Source organism: Litoreibacter ponti, assembly GCF_003054285.1.
Lineage (GTDB): Bacteria > Pseudomonadota > Alphaproteobacteria > Rhodobacterales > Rhodobacteraceae > Litoreibacter > Litoreibacter ponti.
Genome location: NZ_QBKS01000002.1, coordinates 792,322 through 812,490, shown reverse-complemented (window position 1 = coordinate 812,490; position 20,169 = coordinate 792,322). Strand labels below are relative to the sequence as shown.

Annotated in this window: 25 protein-coding genes and 1 tRNA gene; 11 read left to right on the top strand and 15 right to left on the bottom strand. The window is 61.3% G+C overall.

What is annotated here, in order from left to right; genetic code table 11:
- Nucleotides 1–60: 60 nt before the first annotated feature.
- Nucleotides 61–468: a universal stress protein gene (locus tag C8N43_RS17865; RefSeq protein WP_107847088.1), complete on the top strand. Its 408-nt coding sequence runs from the start codon at nucleotides 61–63 to the stop codon at nucleotides 466–468.
- Here C8N43_RS17865 and C8N43_RS17860 read toward each other — a convergent pair.
- Nucleotides 465–806 carry a hypothetical protein gene (locus tag C8N43_RS17860; RefSeq protein WP_107847087.1) on the bottom strand — a complete coding sequence of 114 codons (342 nt, stop codon included), beginning with the start codon at nucleotides 804–806 and terminating at the stop codon, nucleotides 465–467. The two genes, C8N43_RS17865 and C8N43_RS17860, sit on opposite strands and share 4 nt — an antisense overlap.
- Nucleotides 807–920: 114 nt before the next feature.
- Here C8N43_RS17860 and C8N43_RS17855 point away from each other — a divergent pair, with 114 nt between their 5' ends.
- From C8N43_RS17855 to C8N43_RS17845, 3 genes are all read left to right on the top strand, one after another.
- Complete coding sequence (locus tag C8N43_RS17855; protein WP_107847086.1) at nucleotides 921–1,154, top strand: TFIIB-type zinc ribbon-containing protein; 234 nt, start codon at nucleotides 921–923, stop codon at nucleotides 1,152–1,154.
- Nucleotides 1,154–1,711 carry a hemerythrin domain-containing protein gene (locus tag C8N43_RS17850; RefSeq protein ID WP_245913076.1) on the top strand — a complete coding sequence of 186 codons (558 nt, stop codon included), beginning with the start codon at nucleotides 1,154–1,156 and terminating at the stop codon, nucleotides 1,709–1,711. Before C8N43_RS17855 ends, C8N43_RS17850 begins: the two co-directional genes overlap by 1 nt.
- 110 nt (nucleotides 1,712–1,821) lie before the next feature.
- Nucleotides 1,822–2,103, top strand: a complete 282-nt coding sequence (locus C8N43_RS17845) for a hypothetical protein (RefSeq protein WP_107847085.1) — start codon at nucleotides 1,822–1,824, stop codon at nucleotides 2,101–2,103.
- A 65-nt stretch (nucleotides 2,104–2,168) separates the two neighbouring features.
- Here C8N43_RS17845 and C8N43_RS17840 read toward each other — a convergent pair whose 3' ends face one another.
- The 3 genes from C8N43_RS17840 to uvrB form a co-directional block, all read right to left on the bottom strand.
- Nucleotides 2,169–2,594 carry a hypothetical protein gene (locus tag C8N43_RS17840; RefSeq protein WP_107847368.1) on the bottom strand — a complete coding sequence of 142 codons (426 nt, stop codon included), beginning with the start codon at nucleotides 2,592–2,594 and terminating at the stop codon, nucleotides 2,169–2,171.
- Between the two features lie 200 nt (nucleotides 2,595–2,794).
- Nucleotides 2,795–3,166, bottom strand: a complete 372-nt coding sequence (locus tag C8N43_RS19945) for an HNH endonuclease (protein ID WP_425437100.1) — start codon at nucleotides 3,164–3,166, stop codon at nucleotides 2,795–2,797.
- Nucleotides 3,167–3,432: 266 nt separating this feature from the next.
- A complete protein-coding gene (gene uvrB / locus C8N43_RS17830; protein WP_211308622.1) occupies nucleotides 3,433–5,640 on the bottom strand; it encodes an excinuclease ABC subunit UvrB in 2,208 nt (735 codons plus the stop codon).
- A 124-nt stretch (nucleotides 5,641–5,764) separates the two neighbouring features.
- Here uvrB and C8N43_RS17825 point away from each other — a divergent pair, with 124 nt between their 5' ends.
- Complete coding sequence (locus C8N43_RS17825) at nucleotides 5,765–6,076, top strand: ETC complex I subunit (protein ID WP_107847363.1); 312 nt, start codon at nucleotides 5,765–5,767, stop codon at nucleotides 6,074–6,076.
- Here C8N43_RS17825 and C8N43_RS17820 read toward each other — a convergent pair.
- The 6 genes from C8N43_RS17820 to C8N43_RS17795 form a co-directional block, all read right to left on the bottom strand.
- The gene (locus C8N43_RS17820) at nucleotides 6,073–6,486 is read right to left on the bottom strand and encodes a hypothetical protein (RefSeq protein ID WP_107847083.1); all 414 of its coding nucleotides are present in this window, start codon (nucleotides 6,484–6,486) and stop codon (nucleotides 6,073–6,075) included. The two genes, C8N43_RS17825 and C8N43_RS17820, sit on opposite strands and share 4 nt — an antisense overlap.
- Before the next feature lie 30 nt (nucleotides 6,487–6,516).
- Nucleotides 6,517–7,485 carry a phosphatidate cytidylyltransferase gene (locus C8N43_RS17815; protein ID WP_342748733.1) on the bottom strand — a complete coding sequence of 323 codons (969 nt, stop codon included), beginning with the start codon at nucleotides 7,483–7,485 and terminating at the stop codon, nucleotides 6,517–6,519.
- 1 nt (nucleotide 7,486) lies between these two features.
- Nucleotides 7,487–8,125 (bottom strand): lysophospholipid acyltransferase family protein, encoded by a 639-nt coding sequence (locus tag C8N43_RS17810; protein ID WP_107847082.1) that lies wholly within the window; start codon nucleotides 8,123–8,125, stop codon nucleotides 7,487–7,489.
- A gap of 115 nt (nucleotides 8,126–8,240) precedes the next feature.
- Nucleotides 8,241–8,528, bottom strand: a complete 288-nt coding sequence (locus C8N43_RS17805; RefSeq protein ID WP_107847081.1) for a hypothetical protein — start codon at nucleotides 8,526–8,528, stop codon at nucleotides 8,241–8,243.
- Nucleotides 8,529–8,552: 24 nt separating this feature from the next.
- A complete protein-coding gene (locus C8N43_RS17800; RefSeq protein ID WP_107847080.1) occupies nucleotides 8,553–9,230 on the bottom strand; it encodes a PspA/IM30 family protein in 678 nt (225 codons plus the stop codon).
- 95 nt (nucleotides 9,231–9,325) lie between these two features.
- Nucleotides 9,326–9,931, bottom strand: a complete 606-nt coding sequence (locus C8N43_RS17795; RefSeq protein WP_107847079.1) for a TetR/AcrR family transcriptional regulator — start codon at nucleotides 9,929–9,931, stop codon at nucleotides 9,326–9,328.
- Between the two features lie 95 nt (nucleotides 9,932–10,026).
- On the opposite strand from C8N43_RS17795, the gene C8N43_RS17790 reads away from it, so the two are divergent.
- Nucleotides 10,027–10,103: transfer RNA gene (locus C8N43_RS17790), tRNA-Arg, on the top strand.
- 10 nt (nucleotides 10,104–10,113) lie between these two features.
- On the opposite strand, the gene C8N43_RS17785 is transcribed toward C8N43_RS17790, so the two are convergent.
- Nucleotides 10,114–12,195 carry a putative bifunctional diguanylate cyclase/phosphodiesterase gene (locus C8N43_RS17785; protein ID WP_107847078.1) on the bottom strand — a complete coding sequence of 694 codons (2,082 nt, stop codon included), beginning with the start codon at nucleotides 12,193–12,195 and terminating at the stop codon, nucleotides 10,114–10,116.
- A 137-nt stretch (nucleotides 12,196–12,332) separates the two neighbouring features.
- Nucleotides 12,333–12,485 (bottom strand): hypothetical protein, encoded by a 153-nt coding sequence (locus C8N43_RS19680; protein ID WP_158270013.1) that lies wholly within the window; start codon nucleotides 12,483–12,485, stop codon nucleotides 12,333–12,335.
- Between the two features lie 134 nt (nucleotides 12,486–12,619).
- On the opposite strand from C8N43_RS19680, the gene C8N43_RS17780 reads away from it, so the two are divergent.
- From C8N43_RS17780 to C8N43_RS17770, 3 genes are all read left to right on the top strand, one after another.
- On the top strand, nucleotides 12,620–13,666 hold the full coding sequence (locus tag C8N43_RS17780; RefSeq protein WP_107847077.1) for a TRAP transporter substrate-binding protein: 1,047 nt from the start codon (nucleotides 12,620–12,622) through the stop codon (nucleotides 13,664–13,666).
- Nucleotides 13,667–13,847: 181 nt separating this feature from the next.
- Nucleotides 13,848–14,660 (top strand): TRAP transporter small permease subunit, encoded by an 813-nt coding sequence (locus C8N43_RS17775; protein ID WP_107847076.1) that lies wholly within the window; start codon nucleotides 13,848–13,850, stop codon nucleotides 14,658–14,660.
- 3 nt (nucleotides 14,661–14,663) lie between these two features.
- Nucleotides 14,664–16,112 carry a TRAP transporter large permease gene (locus tag C8N43_RS17770; RefSeq protein WP_107847075.1) on the top strand — a complete coding sequence of 483 codons (1,449 nt, stop codon included), beginning with the start codon at nucleotides 14,664–14,666 and terminating at the stop codon, nucleotides 16,110–16,112.
- Between the two features lie 35 nt (nucleotides 16,113–16,147).
- Here C8N43_RS17770 and C8N43_RS17765 read toward each other — a convergent pair whose 3' ends face one another.
- The 3 genes from C8N43_RS17765 to irrA form a co-directional block, all read right to left on the bottom strand.
- The gene (locus tag C8N43_RS17765) at nucleotides 16,148–17,035 is read right to left on the bottom strand and encodes a mechanosensitive ion channel family protein (protein WP_107847074.1); all 888 of its coding nucleotides are present in this window, start codon (nucleotides 17,033–17,035) and stop codon (nucleotides 16,148–16,150) included.
- A gap of 79 nt (nucleotides 17,036–17,114) precedes the next feature.
- Complete coding sequence (locus tag C8N43_RS17760; RefSeq protein WP_107847073.1) at nucleotides 17,115–17,795, bottom strand: DUF1007 family protein; 681 nt, start codon at nucleotides 17,793–17,795, stop codon at nucleotides 17,115–17,117.
- A complete protein-coding gene (gene irrA / locus C8N43_RS17755) occupies nucleotides 17,767–18,183 on the bottom strand; it encodes an iron response transcriptional regulator IrrA (protein ID WP_107847072.1) in 417 nt (138 codons plus the stop codon). The genes C8N43_RS17760 and irrA overlap by 29 nt, the downstream gene beginning before the upstream one ends.
- Before the next feature lie 164 nt (nucleotides 18,184–18,347).
- Here irrA and fabA point away from each other — a divergent pair, with 164 nt between their 5' ends.
- Together fabA and fabB are read left to right on the top strand one after the other, a co-directional pair.
- Nucleotides 18,348–18,857, top strand: coding sequence for a bifunctional 3-hydroxydecanoyl-ACP dehydratase/trans-2-decenoyl-ACP isomerase (gene fabA / locus C8N43_RS17750; protein ID WP_107847071.1), 510 nt, complete (start codon nucleotides 18,348–18,350; stop codon nucleotides 18,855–18,857).
- Between the two features lie 78 nt (nucleotides 18,858–18,935).
- Complete coding sequence (fabB, locus tag C8N43_RS17745; RefSeq protein ID WP_107847070.1) at nucleotides 18,936–20,165, top strand: beta-ketoacyl-ACP synthase I; 1,230 nt, start codon at nucleotides 18,936–18,938, stop codon at nucleotides 20,163–20,165.
- Nucleotides 20,166–20,169 lie beyond the last annotated feature (4 nt).

Sequence of the window (20,169 nt, the reverse complement as noted above, 5' to 3'; positions counted from 1 at the left end):
ATCAAGGTGCCGCGCTCCACTGGCTGCGATAGTCTGCTGGCCCAGTGAGGAGATAGGCGTATGTACACCAACATCTTAGTTCCGGTTGTTTTGGATCCCGAACACCCCCCAACCGCTGCTTTGGAAGTGGCCGAAGCGATTAGCGAGGATGGTGCACGGATCACCCTGCTGCATGTCATCGAAGAGCTGCCGGGCTACGCCACCAGCTATCTTGCCGCGGACTTCATCGAGAAAAGCCGTGCCGATGTGAAGGCGACGCTCAACAGCATGGCTTCCGGCGTCAAGGGCGGTGAGGCTATGGTCGTGACGGGGCATTCCGCGCGTTCGATCCTTGAGTGGGCTGAGACCCACAGCAATGACTGCATCATCGTGTCGTCCCACAAGCCCGGGATTCAGGACTATTTCCTTGGGGGCACCGCCGCGCGCGTGGTGCGCTACGCCCAATGCGCGGTGCACGTGGTCCGCTAGGCCCTGAGTTCCGGCCCAGTTGTAAGATGTCGCGCAGCGGCAATGGCATGCTGCGCGAGGACCGCGTCGAAATGTGATCCGGCCTTGGCCAGGGTTTCGATGATGGGGCTGAACCAGGCATCGATTGTCGCAGTCGGTAGCTCAGATTGTGCCATCTCCCGCCGATGTGCGGCGCGCACCTTGCCGGACAGATGGCGTAGCCGTCGCCGCCAGAAGGCGGCCTGCGCCTGATCGGGGTTGCCTTGGGCCGCTTGGCGGGCGTGGGCGATCTGTCCCCAGATATCAGAAATTAAAGGGCCGTGGCGCAGGGCGAGCGGGTCGAAGTCAGATACTGTCATGCCACGCAGCTTTGTAGATTCGTATTTCTATGCGGTTAATTGCCGGGCACATTGTGATACCGGTCCCGCACGCCCATATACGGGGTCAACGCCAACCAAACCGGAGAGCCGCGAATGCAATGCCCTGTCGATGGAACCACCCTTGTTATGGCCGATCGAAGTGGGGTCGAAATCGACTATTGCCCGACATGCCGCGGCGTTTGGCTCGACCGCGGGGAGTTGGACAAGATCATCGAGCGCAGCGCCTCTGTCGCGCCTGCGCCGCAGCGGGGCTATGATGACCGCGGCCGCAAGCCCAAGAAGAAGGAAGGGCTGGGCGGGATGCTTGGCGATATCTTCGACTTCTAGTGAGTGCCGAGATTGACCCGCTTGACCTGAGCCGTCGCGACGGCCTGCCCGACGCGTTGCGCGTGCTGCTGGAGGACCTTCCCCGCGAGACGTGGGAGGCACATCCGAACTTTGGCGGAATGGTCCAGTTCTGGTTGCAGCGCCACTTGATGTTTCGCCGCCTTCTGGATGTGCTGGAGACAGACCTGCAGCGCCTGATCGACCGGCAAGTGGGGTTCGAGACATATGGTGGGCGGCTGTCGCATTACGGTGGCACGCTGCTGAACGAGTTGCACGCGCACCATCAGATCGAGGATCAGCATTACTTCCCGCGCCTCGTGACGCTCGACACCCGGTTGGAGCAGGGCTTTGCGCTGCTCGACCGTGATCACCACGCGATGGATGGGGCGATCAATGGCGTGGCAGACGGCGCGAACACGTTGCTGCGATCAAAAGGTGCGGATATCGCGGCCTTGGAAGTTGTCTTGCGCGATATGGCGCGGATGCTGGACCGCCATTTGACCGACGAGGAAGAGATCATCGTGCCGGTGATCCTGAAGACCGGGTTTGATGGCTGAAGTGTGCAGAAACGCAGAAGCCCCTGATAAGGTTCCGGAAATTAATTCGGGAACGCTTCGCCTCTGATCGATGTTTTAGCTCAAAGAAAACAATTCGAAAGGAGTACGATATGAAAACCGGACCAGCAATTATTCTTGGTGCAGTCGCCGTCGCAGCCATCGCCGCGGGTGTCTACATGATTGACATCGAACAGACCGAACAAGCCGCACTGCCGGATGTGGATGTGAGCGTCGAGGGCGGGAACCTGCCCGAATTTGAGGCCGAGGTCGGCGAGATCGCAGTGACCGAAGAAACCGTCACCGTGCCGGATGTCGACGTGGAAGTGTCGGTGAACGAAAGCGAAGTTTCGGTGCCGAGCATCTCCGTCACACCGCCGTCCAACGACGGATAAGTCGCGCAGATTTCAGGTTTTGCACCGCTCGAAAAGGCCCTCGATCCCGGGGGCCTTTTTGCCGTTCAGACGCCAGCGGCGGCTTCGCAGGCGCGAAAAGCGGCGGTCTGCTGCGCGGCGCCTTCAAGCGGGAAGGCAATGATCGTGTCGCCGACGATCGCCTCGGCGCTTTGGTTGAATTGCAGCCCATCGAGCACGTTGCCGAAGCCTGTATCCGTGACCGTGACGGAGGTGCCGTCGGCGCCGTAGGCATGGCGATTGGTCGAGATGGTCTGGCCGCTGGGGCCGATGAACCGCATCGAGAAGAAAGGCGCCTGGGGCAGCGGGGCCGGGGTGGTCACGGTGACCGAGTAGAGGGGGGCTGAGGGGTCAAACGTCAGCTCGATCTCGGCCATATCCGTCGCGTGGGAGAGGCGGCAGATGGGGCCGGGAGTGAAGGTCCATGCCTGCGCCTGAAGGGGCAGGAGGACTGTCAGGATTAAGACACGCATAAAAGGGATGATAGGACGGAATTGTCCAATATCATCCTGAAGTTCTCCGCTCAACATTGGTGTCGAACACTCGCAAAGGATCCTCTCTAAGAGTTTCCGAGCACGAAGCCACTTTATCGGAGGCATGGACGAAAGGTCGGAGCCTGAGATGAACGGATTGGGCAAGCGTTCAGATAAGTCGCGAACTAAAAACCCCTACGCTATCTCGACTTTACAAATTGAGCGAGACCCTGCCACATCGATTTTACAGGCGGGCGTAAGAATGGATCTGAGATACCAACTTCATTGAGAAGAAAGTTTCCTCGTCCATAGTTGCAGGGAGCGCAGGCGACTACGATATTTCGTACTTCATTGGTGCCACCTCGAGAGTGCGGGACCAGATGATCAAACTGCAGCCAAAGTGCCTGAAATGCAGCGTGTTGTTCCTCGCTCTTCCGTCCCCAGCGAACTACGGAAGGGTATAGTGAGTGAGCTTTCTTTCGCACTTCCTCAGGTATCACCGGGATGCCGCAAAATCTACAATGATACCCGTCTCTTTGGAGCACCTCCGCTCGTGTTATCTTAGATGGCATACGTGCCTTTTCTCGACCGTCTAAACTGTTTGCAGTTGGAAGCCCGTCGACGTGAGGCTTCACGACAGACCGCCACCGACGATCCCAATGACTATTTGCCCAGTCCCAAAGCACCATTAAATCTGCCGAACCGAAAAGATCCTCGGCGAATTTGTAGTTACTTGCGATGTGTTGCTCGACGGCTCTCTCGAGCAGCCCTGCTGCCAAATAGACCTCGGGGATTGGCTCTGTGAAACTGCGCTTTTCGGCGGGCCGACCAGAAACGCTCAAGTCTTTCGTCCCCGCCGCTTCACACCGCCTCTTTGCCCTGGGCGGCCAGCGGTGCTGCGGCCGGACATTTTGGTGCTCTCAGAGACGGCTTTCTCGACCGCGTATTGACGGGCGAGGGGGTCGTCGGAGACGACGAGGTCGACGGTCTCCAAGCGTTTGACCTCGTCGCGGAGGCGGGCGGCTTCTTCGAATTCGAGGTTCTCTGCCGCCTTGCGCATGTCGGTGCGCAAACCGTCCAGAACGGCTTGCAGGTTCGCGCCTGCGGGCTGGTCGATGGTCGCGGTGACGCGGTTCATGTCGACGTCGCCCTTGTAGAGCCCGGCCAGCACATCCTCGACATTCTTTTTGACGGTCTCGGGCGTGATGCCGTGTTCCTCGTTATAGGCGATCTGCTTGGCGCGGCGGCGCTCGGTCTCGCCCATGGCGCGCTCCATCGAGCCGGTGATCTTGTCGGCATACATGATGACGCGGCCGTCGGCGTTGCGCGCGGCGCGGCCGATGGTCTGTATCAGGGAGGTCTCGGAGCGCAGGAAACCCTCCTTATCGGCATCAAGGATCGCGACGAGGCCACATTCGGGGATGTCGAGCCCCTCGCGCAAGAGGTTGATGCCGATGAGCACGTCGAAGGCGCCGAGGCGCAGGTCGCGCAGGATTTCGATCCGCTCGATCGTGTCGATATCGGAGTGCATGTAGCGGACTTTTATTCCGTTCTCGTGCAGATATTCGGTCAGATCCTCGGCCATGCGCTTGGTCAACGTGGTGACCAGAGTGCGCATCCCCTTTGCGGTGACGGTGCGGATTTCGTCCATGACATCATCGACTTGCGTATCGACGGGGCGAATTTCGATCATTGGGTCCAGAAGGCCGGTGGGGCGGATCACCTGTTCGACGAAGACGCCGCCCGCCTGCTCGATCTCCCACGCGGCGGGGGTGGCGGAGACGAAGACGGATTGCGGGCGCATGGCGTCCCATTCCTCGAACTTCAGGGGGCGGTTGTCCATGCAGGAGGGCAGGCGGAAGCCGTGCTCGGCCAAGGTGAATTTGCGCCGGTAGTCGCCGCGATACATGCCACCGATCTGGGGCACAGAGACGTGGGACTCGTCCGCAAACACGATGGCATTGTCAGGGATGAATTCGAAGAGTGTGGGGGGCGGCTCGCCCGGGGCGCGGCCCGTCAGATAGCGCGAATAGTTCTCGATCCCGTTGCACACGCCGGTGGCCTCGAGCATCTCGATGTCGAAATTGGTGCGCTGCTCCAGCCGCTGCGCCTCGAGCAGTTTGCCCTCATTGACCAGCTGGTCGAGCCGCGTGCGCAGCTCTTTCTTGATGCCGATGATGGCCTGCTGCATCGTCGGGCGCGGGGTCACGTAGTGGGAGTTGGCGTAAATGCGCACCCGCTCGAACGTGTCGGTCTTCTTGCCGGTGAGCGGGTCGAACTCGACGATGGTCTCGAGCTCTTCGCCAAAGAAGGACAGCCGCCAGGCGCGGTCGTCGAGGTGGGCGGGCCAGACTTCAAGGCTGTCGCCGCGGACCCGGAAGGAGCCGCGCTGGAAGGCCTGATCGTTGCGGCGGTATTGCTGCGCCACCAGATCGGCCATGACTTTGCGCTGGTCATACTCGGTGCCCGCGTGCAGGTCTTGCGTCATGGCGCCGTAGGTCTCGACGCTGCCGATGCCGTAGATGCAGCTGACCGAGGCCACGATGATCACATCGTCGCGCTCGAGCAGGGCCCGGGTGGCGGAGTGGCGCATCCGGTCGATCTGCTCGTTGATCTGGCTCTCCTTCTCGATGAACGTGTCGGAGCGGGCGACATAGGCCTCGGGCTGGTAGTAGTCGTAGTAGCTGACGAAATACTCGACGGCGTTCTCGGGGAAGAAGCCTTTGAACTCGCCATAGAGCTGGGCTGCCAGCGTCTTGTTCGGCGCAAGGATGATCGCGGGGCGCTGGGTCTCTTCGATCAGCTTGGCCATGGTGAAGGTCTTGCCGGTGCCGGTGGCCCCGAGCAGCACCTGGTCGCGCTCGCCGGTGTTGATGCCTTCGGTCAGCTCGGCGATGGCGGTGGGCTGGTCGCCTGCGGGCTCGAACTCGGTCTCGAGCTTGAACCGGATGCCACCTTCGAGCTTGTCGCGGTTTTTCACGTCCGGCGCCGGGTTGGACAGGATGGGCTTCTGCTCCGGCATGGCTTCGGGGGAATTGTTGTGCATGGGGATACCTCTGTTGCCCCTAAGATGCGCCTTTTGCGCGGAGCTTCAAGACGCGGCCTTTTGCGCTCTTGCCATGAGATGTCAGGAGCGCGATATATCACGCATAATGCAGGAGACGACCACGATGCGCGCACGTATCTACCAGCCAGCCAAAACCGCCATGTCCTCGGGGCAGGCGAAGACGAAAACGTGGGTGCTGGAATACGTCAACGACACGGGCCGCGAGGTTGATCCGCTGATGGGCTGGACGTCGTCCGCCGACACGCAAGCGCAGGTCAAGATCAGTTTCGAGAGCAAGGAAGCCGCGCTGGACTACGCCAAGGATCACGGCATCGATGCAACGGTGACCGAGCCCAAGAAGCGCAAGCCGGTGATCCGGCAGGGCGGCTATGGCGAGAATTTCGCCACGAACCGCCGGGGCGTCTGGACGCACTAGACCGCCTCGCGTGTTTTCAGCCAAAGCCCGCGCATGGTCATGCCGTGGCAGCTGAGAACAGCAATTCCCATCAGCAGCAACGCCGCTTCCTGGGGTCGGCCCCAGTAACCCGCGATCACGTCGTTCATCGTCAGCGCGGCGGCGGCGGCGAGGATCATGGTGCCAATCGTGGCCCAGACCCCGTGGGCCCGGCGATAGGCCACACGACCGCGCAGCACGCGCAGAAACACGAAATAGCAGATGGCGAAAAAGACGCCGGGGGCTGCGAAAAGCGCCGGCAATGTTGCCACGGTTGCGGGCTCGCAGCTTCCCCAGCAGGCGAGCGCCACGCCAAGGAATCCGCCAAGAGCGGCGGCAAGGATCGCTGCGAGCAGGCACAGCACGGCTGGGGCAAGACGGAATACGTCCATGGTTTTTCTCCTGAAAAATGAAAAGCGGGGCTAGCCGCCGTAGAGATATCGGGTGAGGTGGAAGAAGATGGGCGCTGCGAAGACCACGCTATCTAGCTGGTCGACGAAGCCCCCTTGTCCGGGGATCAGATGCCCCCAGTTCTTGATGCCGCGATCTGATTTGATCGCGGCCATGACCAGGCTGCCGCCAACCCCGATCATGTAGGCAATCAGCGCCATGACCATAGCCATGAGCGGGGAGAACGGGGTCATCCAAGTGAGCAGCAGCCCGAGCCCTGCTGCAAAAGCCGCGCCGCAACCGATCCCTTCGAGCGTCTTCGGCGACACGGCGGCGGCGACCTTGCGCTTGCCGAATTTGCGGCCGGTGAAATACTCCATCAGGTCGCCCATCTGGATCACGAAGACGAGCCACGCGATCAGCATCGGCGCGCGGTCGCCGTAGCCCGGAATGTCGAGCGTCACCAAGGCCGGGATAAAGCTGGCGCAGAAGACGCAAATCATCAGGCCCCATTGCGTCTCGGAAATGCGGGCGAGGAAGTCCTTGTCCGCCGTTTGCTTGTTGCCGCCGCGCAGGACCGACAGGATGGGCAGCATCAGGTAGGCGTAGACCGGGATCAGGGTCGAGAACAGGCCGACTTCGCCCAGCCAGATCAAGAAATACTGCAGAGGAAGGATCACGTAGAAGGCGGCGATCAGCGACCAGTGGTCGGCCTTGGATTTGGTGGTGAGCGTCAGGAATTCTCGCATCGCGGCCATTGAGCAAAAGGCGAACAGCAAGATGATCCCCACCGGACCGATCAGCAGGGCCAGCGAGAACAGGAAGACCATACCCCACCAGCTGTTGACGCGGGTGAGATACGTCTCGACCACCAGATGCGCGCCTGTGCGCGGAAGGCGGGCGCGCAGCACCTCGCCGATCAGCGTGGCGAGCACCAGTAGGCCACAGCAGGCGGCGAACAGGAACAACAGGCCCGACGAGGTTTCGTCCATCATTTCCATATCAGGCGCTCCCTCGGTTCGGGATCAGCTCAAGCAGCGCATCGGAGGCGCGTTGCAGGAACGGGCCGATCTCTTCGCCCTCTTTCACATGCACCGGCGCGCCGAAGATGACGGTGCAGGCAAGCGGCACGGGGATGACCTCCCCCGTGGGCATGATGTGCGAGATGTTGTCGATCCAGCAGGGCACCAGATCGACCTCTGGCCGCTCCTTGGCGATGTTGTAGAGGCCGGATTTGAACGGCATCAGCGGGTCCTCGGACCGGTTGCGGCCGCCTTCGGGAAAAATGATGATCGAAGAGCCCTCATCCAGCGCCTGCACGATCTTCGCGATCGGGTCTTCGGTGCGGTGCTCAGCCCGGCGATCGACCATGACGCCTTGGAACACGTCGCGCCCAATGAAGGCGCGCAGCTTGTTCTTCAGCCAGTAATCTGCTGCGGCGACCGCGCGGGTGTCGCGGCGGATGGCGGCGGGCAGCACGGCCCAGATCAGCGGAAGGTCGGCGTTGGAGGTGTGGTTGGCGTAGTAGACGCGCTGCTTTGCCACCGGCTCGATCCCACGCCAATCGGCGCGGACGGCGGTCAGGATCTGCGCGAAGAGCGACAGCAATTTCCCAACGATGGAGGCGGCGAAGCGGCGCATTGTGGCTCTCGTTTTCTTTCGTCCAACCAAGGGACTAGGTTTGCGGGGTTTTGGCAAGAAAAACCGCGCCCCCTTGGGGAGAAGAGGGCGCGGCAGGATCGCTGGAGCGGGACGCTTACGCGGCCTTATCGATGGCGACGTAATCCTCCAGGATCTTTTCGTTCTTCGCACGTTCGATCTGCTGGATGCGGTCTTCGTTGATCCGCTCGTCGAAGCGGTATTTGACGAAGTTCACCAGGCTCAGGCAGAGCATCAGCACGCCGATCCCCCAGAAGCCCTTGGTGGCCAGCGGCACCTCGGTGGACAGGTACAAAGACAGTCCCAGCATGCCGAGTGCGATGAAGGTACCGGCCAGGTTCACAAGCATGATCAGGCCGTTGTCGGATTTGAAAGCGTTATGCATTGGTCTGTTCCTTATTGAATTCAGTTACTTCTTGGATTTGAGACGGGCCAAAACGTCTGCCCCGGTCGATCGTGTGGCGTCGCCATAGCCCGCGTCCGACATGCGGTCGGCCAAGGTCTCGTGGCTGAGGTCGCGGTCGATATCGGCGAGGATCTCGGCCTGCTCGAACGGGTCGTCCTTGCCCAGCACATTGGCGATCAGCTCTTCGGCCTCCGCCACCGAGCTTTGCCCGCTGAGGGTGGTGTTCAGCTTGGCCTGCACGTTCTGCTCGTAGCGGACGGCCTTGGCGGTGATCGCGCCCTGTTTGAGGTCGATGATGCGGCGGTGACCGGTCTCGATCGACTGACGCAGACGCAGGATACGCTGGTCGAGCCGGTCAAGCGTGGCGCGGCGCACTTCCAGCTCGTTTTCAAGCTGGGCGATGGCATTCGCGGCTTCGCTGGCGATGCCCTCGTTGCCGTCATCGAGTGCCTTCGTGGCGCGATCCGTCAGGTCGGAGACCCGGGCTTCGATGGCGGTGACCTGACGCTGCTCGCCGCGTTGGCGCTGGATCAGCGAGGCCAAGGTGGCTTTAGCGGCAGTCAGCGAGTTCTGGGCCTCGCGGATCTTCTGCTCGATCAACTCGATGGCGTAGACGTCGCGGACCCGTTCCTCGGCCCGGGCATTCGCGCCGGTCATCAACGTCTTCAAAGTCATGAACATCTGTCTTCTCCTTGGTGAGAGCGTTTCGTGAACGCCGTTCATGAATCAAAGATACGAATTTCTGAACGCCGTTCAAGAATTATTTTGAACAATGTTCAGGATTTCGAGTTTTTTGAACTCAAGTGGTTGAAAACCAACGAAATCATATGCTCCAACTGATCGGTTGGAACGGCTGAAATGCGCTTCTCCAGACCCAAAAGCACGATTCCATGCACCGAGGAGAACAGCCCACGCGTCATCAGAATCACGTCTTCGCGCCCCAATTCGGGGAAGATTCGCACCAGCGGCGCTGCGATAAGAGCAAAGAGCTTTTGCAACTCTTCAAGATACCACGCCGGCACATCGTCCTCGCTGGATACCTCCAGATCGAACAGGGTGCGCCATGCGGGTGTGTTGTCCCGCGCGAAGTGCAGATAGGCGTGGGACATGGCGATCAGTTGGTCGACCGGACGGCCTTGCTCTTCCGCGACAGCCGCAGACACCTGCGCGCCGAGCCGTTTGAACGTGCGCGCGTTGACCTGCATGATCAGGTCGTTGAGATCACCGAAGACGTTGTAGATCGCGCCCACCGCACAGCCGGCCTCCGCCGCCAGGTCACGCGCGCGCACCGCAGAGATACCGCCCGCAATCACCCGCGCCTCGGCGATGTCGATAAGTTTGACGCGCAGGTCCTCGCGCTTCTTTTGGACTTTTCCGACCATGACGCCTCTCGTGAACTGCGTTCATCTTTAAAGCGACCCATTGGGAATGCAAAGGCCTTGCCTTTGCGCAGCGAGGATCGCAAAACGATCCCAGCGGTCCCTTAGCTCAACTGGATAGAGCAGCTGACTTCTAATCAGCAGGTTGAGGGTTCGAGTCCTTCAGGGATCGCCATTCACCTCATCTAATTCGCGACGCAATAACCGCTATCGCGCAGCAGTGCTGCGAACTCATCGCTTGGCATTGGGTAGGTCAGCGCAAAGCCCTGCAACGCGTCGCAATCTACATTGCGGATCGCGGCGAGGTGGATTCCGGTCTCCATCCCCTCGACGATCACTTGCGCTCCGTTGAGGCGTGCGATCTTGGTCAGCGATTGCAAAACCAGAAGCTGGTTCGGGTCCGTGCAGATCGGATCGACAAGGCGTTGATCGATCTTGACGCGGTCCGGGCGGACCGTCTGCAACGCGACGACCGATGAATGCCCGGAGCCGAAATCATCAAGCTCGATCCCGATGCCAAGCTGGCGTAGGCGATCCAGTCGCCGCAGAAGCTTCGGCTCGCTCTCGTCAAGAAAGGCAGTTTCAAGCAGCTCGAACGAAATGCGGTGATGATCTTGCAGCAGCCACCGAACCTCTTCGACCAGCCCGTCTCCCAAGAGCCGCTCCATCGAGATGTTGAGGGCGACGACCGGAAAGTTCAGGCCCTGCGCAGCCCAACGCGACTGGGCGGCGATGACATGGCGAAAGACCTGAGCGTCGATACGCGCGACAAGCCCGGCCTTGCGCGCATGGGGCATGAAATCGGCAGGGGACAGGATGCCCCGGCTTGGGGAATTCCAGCGCACGAGCGCCTCCGTTCCGATGATGTCGAGCGTTTCGGCATCATATTGCGGCTGAAAATGGCAGGTGATTTCACCCCGAACCAGCCCGTCGACCAAATCCTGTCTCAGGGTTGTCTCGCGCTCGGTGCGCGTGCGGACCTCTGCATCGAAGAACCGAAAGCGAGACCGCCCCTGTTCTTTGGCGGTGTAGAGCGCCGCGTCGGCATTGGCGAAAAGCTTCGAAGGGTTGCGCGGTGGCCCCAGGGTGATGGCGACACCGATACTGACGCCCACGGTGCAATTCTGCCCGTCGTGGTGCACCGGCTGCTGACATCGCGAGATCAGTGTCTCGCACAGGCTTTCCAGCTCGGCGCGGCCCGGCGCATCGAAAAGCAGGATGACAAACTCGTCTCCGCCCGCGCGGCTCACAATGCCACGCTCGCCGATGATTTTGACAAGTCGCTGCGCCGTGGTCTCTAGAACAGCGTCCCCGAAACCATGCCCGAGCGTGTCGTTGATCTGTTTGAACAGGTCGAGATCAAGATGCATCACCGCGCTACGGTCCGTGCGGGCCATAGCATCGAAATGAGCCGTCGAGACCTCGTCGAACTTGCGGCGATTGGCGAGACCGGTTAGCGCGTCGTGGCGGCTGTCATATTCAAGCTGGCGTTGGGCGCGCTCCAGCTCTTCGGTGCGGGCGTAATCCTCTGTGACGTCGATATTCACACCGATCAGTTTTCCGGCCCCTTTCGGTGCTGGCACGAAGCGCGCGACGCTGCGGACATGGCGCACCTCGCCATCGGGGCGAATGATGCGAAAGTCCCGGCAGAAATCGCTGTTGGTGCGGCGGCATTCATTGGCATAGGCGAGTGTCGCTTCCAGGTCATCGGGGTGGATGTAGGTCTCCCACAGATCTTCCGAGCGCATATTCGGCTCGCCCGCGCGTCCGTAAATCTCCAGCAGGCGGTCGTCCCAATGCACCTGCCCGGTGTCGGGCGTATATTCCCAGATGCCCATGCCCGACGCTTCGACCGCCAGCTTGAGCGTGTTGGTCGTCCGCAGTATGTGCAGATCTTGCTCGGCATCGTCTTGGTGCTGCGCCGTCGCTGCGGCCCCAGTGGCCTGGCACAAAAAGAACGGCGCGTCGCCGTCGACCGGCAAGGCGCTGACACTCATCGGCACCGGCCCGCGTGCGCGCAGCAGCGTTATGTCGAGCGCACCCGTTCCATTGGCGAGATGGTGGTGAAGCGCTGTTGTGTCCTGCGGATTGAGCAGTGCGTCGATATTGGTGCTGCGCAGCGCATCCAGCGTTGCACCGGCAATATCGGCGAAGCTGTCGCTCCAACTGACCACCGCGCCATCCGCGTCGATGATCGCCGCCGGGCAGGCCAAGCTGCGCATCAACGTGTCGAAAGCGGCGCGTGGGAGCGGAGCAGACCCCGTCATCGCGCAATCCACAGGTTTGCGCTGCGGGCAGGGAAGGACCAAGCCGGGGCGACATGCGGTCTCATCAGGGGATCAACTCATCATACTACGAAGTAACGACGGGGGCTGTGCGCGTCTCCCGGGCTAGAGTTCAATTCCTAATGAATGGTTAATTCCACCGGAGTGTCGCTTACCATTTTACCAAAATGGCAACGGTCTGGTGAGGGAATCACCGTTTTCGCCGGACGCAGACCAGCGGCGCGGCGCATCTCTTTTTTCTCGAATTGCACCTGCCGGACGGGCAAAATCATGGCTTTATCGCTGGCAACCGGCCCATTTGGCCCTATCCTCCCTGATTCTGGGTATTGCTGCCAGCGGCCCGCTGGCGCAAAACCCCAATGTGGTGAGAAATCTTTACCAATTACGATCTCTGGGAGGAGAAACTATGAAAACTAACCTTATCGCTGCCGCCCTCGGGCTGTCTGTCGCCGCTGGGAGCGCGCAGGCCCAAGATGTCATCGAAATGACGTCCGCCTTCGGGAAAAACCTGCCGATCCTCGGCACCGCGGCCACCGACTTTGCCGCCAAGATCAATTCGATCTCCGAAGAGGTCGAATTCGAGCATTTCGATCCCGGCGAGCTTGTGCCGACGCTGGAAGCGCTTGACGCCGTCTCCAACGGCTCGGTCGACGCGGCCTACACCACCGCGGGCTACTGGCAGGGTAAGATCACCGCCGCATCGCTGTTCGCCGCCGTGCCGTTTGGCCCCGAGGCCGGCGAATTCCTGGGCTGGATGCTCTATGATGACGGCGCCGAGCTGTTCCAGCGCATGTATGACGAGAACGGCTATAACGTGCACGTGACGCCTTGCGGCATCATCGCGCCCGAGACCTCCGGCTGGTTCAAGAACGAGATCAACTCCGTCGCGGACCTCGAAGGTCTGAACATGCGCTTCTTCGGCCTTGGTGCCGAGGTGATGCAGCGTCTGGGCGTCTCGACCTCCCTGCTGGCAGGCGGCGACATCTTCCCGGCGTTGGAGCGCGGCGCGATTGACGCGACCGAGTTCTCGATGCCCCGCATCGACGCGCGTCTGGGCTTCTACAACATCGCGAAGTTCAACTACTTCCCCGGCTGGCACCAGCCCGCCACGATGTTCGAGCTGCTGATCAACAAGGACGTCTGGGAGGGGCTCGACGAGCGCGCTCAGAACCAGATCGAAGTAGCTTGCCTGGCCAACATCACCACCAACTACGCCGAAGGTGAGGCCACCAACTTCGCCGCGATGATCGACAACACCGAAAACAACGGCGTGACGATCAAGCAGTGGTCGCCGGAAATCCTCGAGACTTTCGAGAGCACCTGGAACGAGGTCGCCGGTGAGCTGGCCGCAGAAGATGCGTACTTCAAAGAGGTCTGGGACGACCTGCAAGAGTACCGCGCAGGCTACAAAACCTGGGGCGACACCATCTACCTGCCGCGTCCGCGCAACTGATCGGATCCCGTGCCCCTTGATGGTGGCGCGGGTTCTTTCAGACACGAAGGGGCGGGTGATCCTGCCCCTTCGACACTTGCAGATATTTCGGTGAAGACGCACCGGGCGGCCCATAGGTCGCCGTGAGCGCACCGCACCGGCCAGCTTTTCAACGGCGGGCCGTGCAGAGGGGAGCACCAAAATGGACACTGTCGAACCGCTTGTCTCCATCTCCGATCCCGGAGAGGTGGACCGCGCCAGCCACAACAAGGGTGACCGCGCGATTATCACGACGGCCAACCTTTTCGCATGGCTGTTTCCAATCCTTATGATCGCCATTTGTGCGCAGGTTGTGCTGCGCTCGTCGGGGTTCAATCAGGCCTGGCTCGACGATTTGCAGTGGTGGCTCTACGGTGCCGCGGTTCTGGTCGGCATCGGATATGCGGTGACGACCGACAGCCACGTTCGGGTCGACATCTTCTACGACAATTTCGACGAGGCGAAGCAGACCAAGATCAACATCTTCGGCCTCTCCTGGTTGTTCCTGCCGTTCATCATCCTCTGCTGGGATGTGACGGTCCATTACGCGATTTCATCCGTTGGCGCTTGGGAGGGCTCTGACAGCCCGAACGGGTTGCATAACCTTTGGATCCTGAAGATTTTCATGAACGTCTCCTTCCTCTTCGTCGCCGTGGCCTGCTGGTTTGCCTACACGCGCAATTTGGCGAAGCTGACGGAGCTGACGCTGTTCAAGAAGCTGTTCTGGGCGTTCCCGTCGGTGATGTATCTGGTCAACCTGGCGACGTATTATGCGTTGTGGTGGTTCGTCTATGTGACCACGCCCGATCTGACCAACGCACGGCAGGTGACCCGGCACTGGCTGTTTGACGAGGTCGAGTTCGGCGCCCAAGACATCAAGATCACCATTATCATCACGCTCGTGCTGACCCTGCTGCTCCTGGCGGTGACCTATGTCACCAGCAATCGCGGCGCCTCCAAAACATCCGAGGGCTGACCCATGTTCATTCTGGAATTCATCGGGCAGATCCTGACCCTCAACGAGCTGGCCGTGTTGGCCATGTTCCTGGGCTTCATCTTCCTGCTCTTCCGCGGGGTGCCCGTGGCTTACGCGCTGGTTGGCATTTCGCTGATCTTTGCGCTCTTTGCCGAGGTGGCATTGGACCCGTACCGCCGGGTGCTGCAGGAATATATCGAGTTCGACCGCACCGGCATCGACTACCAGAAGCTGGGCGCTTTGTCGGGCCGTCTGTTCGGCAACATCGTCAAGAACCCCGTGCTGGTGGCCCTACCGATGTTCATCTTCATGGGGTTGATGCTGGACCAGTCCGGCGTGGCCCAGCGGATGATGCAGTCGATGCAGAAGCTCTTCGGCTCGCTGAAGGGCGGCTTGTCGCTGACGGTGCTGCTGATCGGCATCATCCTCGCCGCCTCCACCGGCGTGATCGGGGCCTCCGTGACCCTGCTGGGCGTGATGGCGCTGCCGGCGATGATGGCGCAGAACTACTCCAAGCCGATTGCGACCGGCACGATTGCCTCGGCAGGCACCCTTGGCATCCTGATCCCGCCGTCGATCATGCTGGTGATCATGTCCGACCAGCTGGCGATCAGCCTGGGCGATTTGTTCATGGGCGCGCTGTTTCCGGGCCTGATCCTCGGCGCGCTTTATATCGTTTTCATCGTGATCTACGGCTTCATCAGCCCCAATTCGATGCCCGCGCCCGAGAAGACCGACGAGGTCGGCTGGCCGGTGATCAAGGAGGTGTTGCTGGCCGTGGTGCCGCCGATGTTCCTGATCCTGCTGGTGCTGGGTTCGATCTTCGCGGGCTTCGCGACGCCGACCGAGGCGTCCGGTCTGGGCGCGTTTGGTGCGACGATCCTCGCGGCGATGAACGGCAAGTTGAACTACACGGTTCTCAAAGAAGTGTCCCGCTCGACGCTCAATACCGCGGGCTACATCGTGGGTATCTTCCTGGCCGCAAACTTCTTCGCTTTCGTGCTGCGCCGCTACGGCGGGGACGAGATCATCCAGAACCTCGTGCTGTCCACCTTCGACGACCCTTACATGATTGTGCTGTTCATCCTGTTCATCGTGTTCCTGCTGGGCTTCCTGTTGGACTGGATCGAGATCACGATCATCATCATGCCACTGATGCTGCCGATTATCGTCGGACTGGAGCTGGCGGTGCCGGGCTTCGATCAGGTGCGTGACCCGGCCGTGGTGTGGTTCGCGATCCTTGTAGCGGTGACGTTGCAGACATCGTTCCTCACGCCACCTGTGGGCTTTGCGCTGTTCTATCTCAAGGGCGTCTGCCCGCCGGGCGTGTCGCTCAGCCACATCTACAAGGGCGTGATCCCCTTCGTGATGCTGCAAATCCTCGGGCTCTTCATCGTGTTCGAGTTCCCGGCGCTCACGACGTGGCTGCCCTCGGTGGCTTACGGAAACTAAAGAGAAAGCCGCGCCCTAGAGCGCGGCTTTTTCCTTTATTCGGCGGCGATATCCTGCGCGTCGCTGCACCTATCTTCCAACGGCAACGGCTCCTTAAAAGTGAGCGTGCGGTAGGGGAACGGAATCTCGATCCCCGCATCATCCAGCGCGCGCTTGACGCCAGCGACCACTTGATCGCGGGAGCGGCGGATATCGACGGGCTCTGAGCCGGTCCACCACGTCACCTCGAAATTGATCGAGGACGACCCGAACTCCTGCGCGAAAATCTGCACTGGCTTGTCGTCGGTGATCACCGTGTCACAGGACTTCACGGCGTCCTCAATCACGCCGCGCGCCTTGTCGATGTCTACATCATAGGCCACGCCGCAGATCACCGTGACGCGCCGCTGATCCTGATCCGTGCGCACGACAACGGGGTTCTTGAACAGGATCGAGTTCGGAACGATGACCAACTGCCCGTCCGTCTGGCGGATATGGCTTTCGCGGATGGCGATGTGGGTCACTTTGCCCTCGATCCCCTCGCACTCGACATGATCCCCGATCCGCATCTCGCGGCGGAACAGGATGATGATGCCCGCGAGGAAGTTCTCGAACACGTCCTTGAAAGCGAAGCCGATCGCGACTGACCCGATGCCGAGCCCGGCGAGGATGCTGGCGGGTGTCAGGCCCGGAAACAGGATGACGGCGGCGATCATCAGCCCGACGACCCAGACGAAGATGGCGGTGAGCAACTGGAACAGTTCTTTCAGGCTTTGGCGCATCCCGGTGCTGCTGAGCACCTTGCGGATGATCGATTGCGCCAGTTTGCTGATCCCCCAAGTCAGAAGGACGACGAAAAGCGAGACTGCCAGCTGCGGCAGGATTTCGATGGTGCCGCGCGCGATTTCGCGCAGCTGGGTGAAGAGTATGGATACTGGTTCCACGGGACAGGCCTTCCGTTAAAGTGCGCACACTAACGCACCAATGGGCCGAAAGGTTCATTCTGTGAGATTTCGGGGCGGTTTAGCCGAGCCCTTGGCAGGTAATCCGCACGTCAGTGGCGAATTTCTCCCCGGCCAGCGGAATGTCCATTTCTTCAAGATCGGCGTCTGCGTCGATGCTCAGCAGCATCGCCTGCATTGCCGCAAGTTCGCCGTCGATGTTGGGCTCGATCCGCTCAAGCGTGCAGGCGTCCGGTCCAGTAAGGGACACCGGCAAGGAGAGGGTGAACGCCGTGTAGTAGCTTTCGTCGAACACCTTGATCGACACCATGTCGGCGCCGATCACGGGCTGGCCCGTGACCTCGCGCAGGTGGCTGGTGGTGATCTGACCGTCGCGCATCTGCGCGGTGGGCTCCATCGGGCGGGACAGAACCAGCGGCTGCCCGTCGAGCCTGACCACCAGATCGCCGGAATAATCCGGCGCCCAGAACATGTCGAACCCGGCAAGCCAAATCTCTTCATCCGCCTCTGTGTTGCCGTCGCCGTCGCCGTCGACCTTGCGCTCTTCGGCGATCAGCAGGGAATAGAATTGATCGTAGCGCCAACTGACGCGCACGTGCGTCAGACGGCCCGTCTCGTCAACGATGACCTCAAGACCGGCGTCGATATAGACATGGGGGTGGGCGTGGGGTGCGGTTGCTGCTGCACAGCACAACGCGCCCGCAAGGGCCGCGCTACGTGCGGCGGACGCGAATAACGACATCGACCTTGGAAATCTCAGTGCCTGCAGGGGCGTCTGGCAATGCGCTGATCTCAAGCTGCTCCTTCGGTGCATCGGTCAGGTGACCGTCGTCTTCCCAGAAGAAATGCGGGTGATCGTCGACGCGGGTGTCGAAGTAGCTTTTCGTGCCGTCCACCATGATCTCGCGGATCAGCCCCGCCTCGGAGAACGCCTTGAGCGTGTTGTAGACGGTCGCCAGCGACACGCCATCCGTCCTCTCGGACGCAGAGGCATAGAGGCTTTCGGCCGTGATGTGCCGGTGCTGCCCGTCACCCACCAGCAGCTCGGCCAATGCCACGCGCTGACGCGTCGGACGCAGACCGGCGCCTGCCAGCCAATCGGTGCCACGTTTGATGCTCTCGGTCGTCATCGGACGGAATTCCTCTTTGCTTATTACCCATATAGGGTGTCCTGCCCCCTTTTTTCAAATGAAATTCAGTCGCAGGTAGGCCGAGTGCCGGGCCTTGCACGCCCCAAAGCGGCGGTGCTAGACGGGGCGACAGGATATGAGATGGGAAAACAGGGGCAAGTGGCATGGCGGATTACCCGACAAGCTTCGGCAAGGACGACCTTCTGAAATGCGCGCGCGGCGAGCTCTTCGGGCCCGGCAATGCGCAGCTGCCGGAGCCGCCCATGCTGATGATGGACCGGATCACCGATATCTCCGGCGACGGCGGGGCCCATGGCAAGGGGCACGTTCTGGCGGAGTTCGACATCACGCCGGACTTGTGGTTCTTCGAGTGTCACTTTCCCGGCAACCCGATCATGCCCGGCTGCCTTGGCCTTGATGGTCTGTGGCAGCTGACCGGCTTCAACCTCGGCTGGCGCGGCTGGACCGGGCGCGGCTATGCGCTGGGCGTGGGTGAGGTGAAGCTCAAGGGCATGGTGCGCCCCGACCGCAAGATGCTGACCTACAAGATCGACTTCACCAAGGCGGTTCAGACCCGCCGCCTGACCATGGGCGTGGCCGACGGCATCGTCGAGGCCGACGGCGAGGTGATCTACGAGGTCAAGGACATGAAGGTCGCGCTCAGCGAGAGCTGAGGGCACCGACCCTTCCTGCTTGCACCCCCCGGCTCGCCCGTCCTACATGAGATAACGGCTTGAAAGAGGAGTGCGCCCATGCGCCGCGTCGTCGTCACCGGGCTAGGGATCGTCAGCCCGATCGGAAATTCCGCAGCGGAGGTCACCGCCGCCCTGAAGGCGGGCACCTCCGGCATCGAGGCCAGCCCCGAGATGGCCGAGCACGGCTTTCGCAGTCAGGTCGCAGGCACCCTCAAGATCGACATTAAAGAGCACGTCGACAAGCGCGCCCTGCGCTTCATGGGCCCCGGCGCGGCCTATGCTTACATCGCCATGACGCAAGCGATCGCCGATGCTGGGTTGTCGGAGGATGACGTCGTGAACCCGCGCACCGGTCTGATCGCGGGCTCTGGCGGCCCGTCCACCAGCGCCATGTTCGCCGCGCACCAATCGGTGCTCAACACCGGCGCGACCAAGCGGATCGGGCCCTTCGCGGTGCCCAAGACCATGTCGTCCACCATCTCTGCCAACTTGGCGACCTCCTTCAAGATCAAGGGTATCAACTACTCGATCACCTCCGCCTGCTCGACCTCCCTGCATTGCATCGGGGCTGCGAGCGAGCAGATCATGCTGGGCAAGCAGGACGTGATGTTCGCAGGCGGCGGGGAAGAGCTGGACTGGACGCTTTCCTGCCTGTTCGATGCGATGGGCGCGATGAGCAGCAAATACAACGACACGCCCGAACGCGCCTCCCGCGCCTTCGACGCGGACCGCGACGGCTTCGTGATTGCGGGCGGCGGCGGCATCGTCGTGCTCGAGGAGCTGGAACGCGCCCAGGCACGCGGCGCAAAGATCTACGCAGAGGTGACAGGCTTCGGCGCGACATCAGACGGCGCGGATATGGTCGCGCCATCGGGCGAGGGCGGCGAGCGCGCGATGCGCATCGCGCTGGACACCATCCCCGAAGGCCGGTCCGTGAGCTATATCAACGCCCATGGCACCTCGACCCCGGTGGGCGACGTGGGCGAGGTCGAGGCCGTGCGCCGGGTCTTCGGCGATGGCAGCACGCCGCCGATTTCCAGCACCAAGTCGATGACGGGCCACAGCCAGGGCGCCACCGGCGCGCAGGAGGCGATCTACTGCCTGCTGATGCTCGACGGCGATTTCATCGCACCCTCGATCAATGTCGAGACGCTCGATCCCGCGCTCAAGCCCGCCGAGATTGCCACCGAGATGGTCGAGAACGCAGGCCTCGACACCGTGATGACCAACTCTTTCGGGTTCGGTGGGACCAACGGGTCCATGTTGCTTTCCAAGTTCAAAGGGTAGGGAA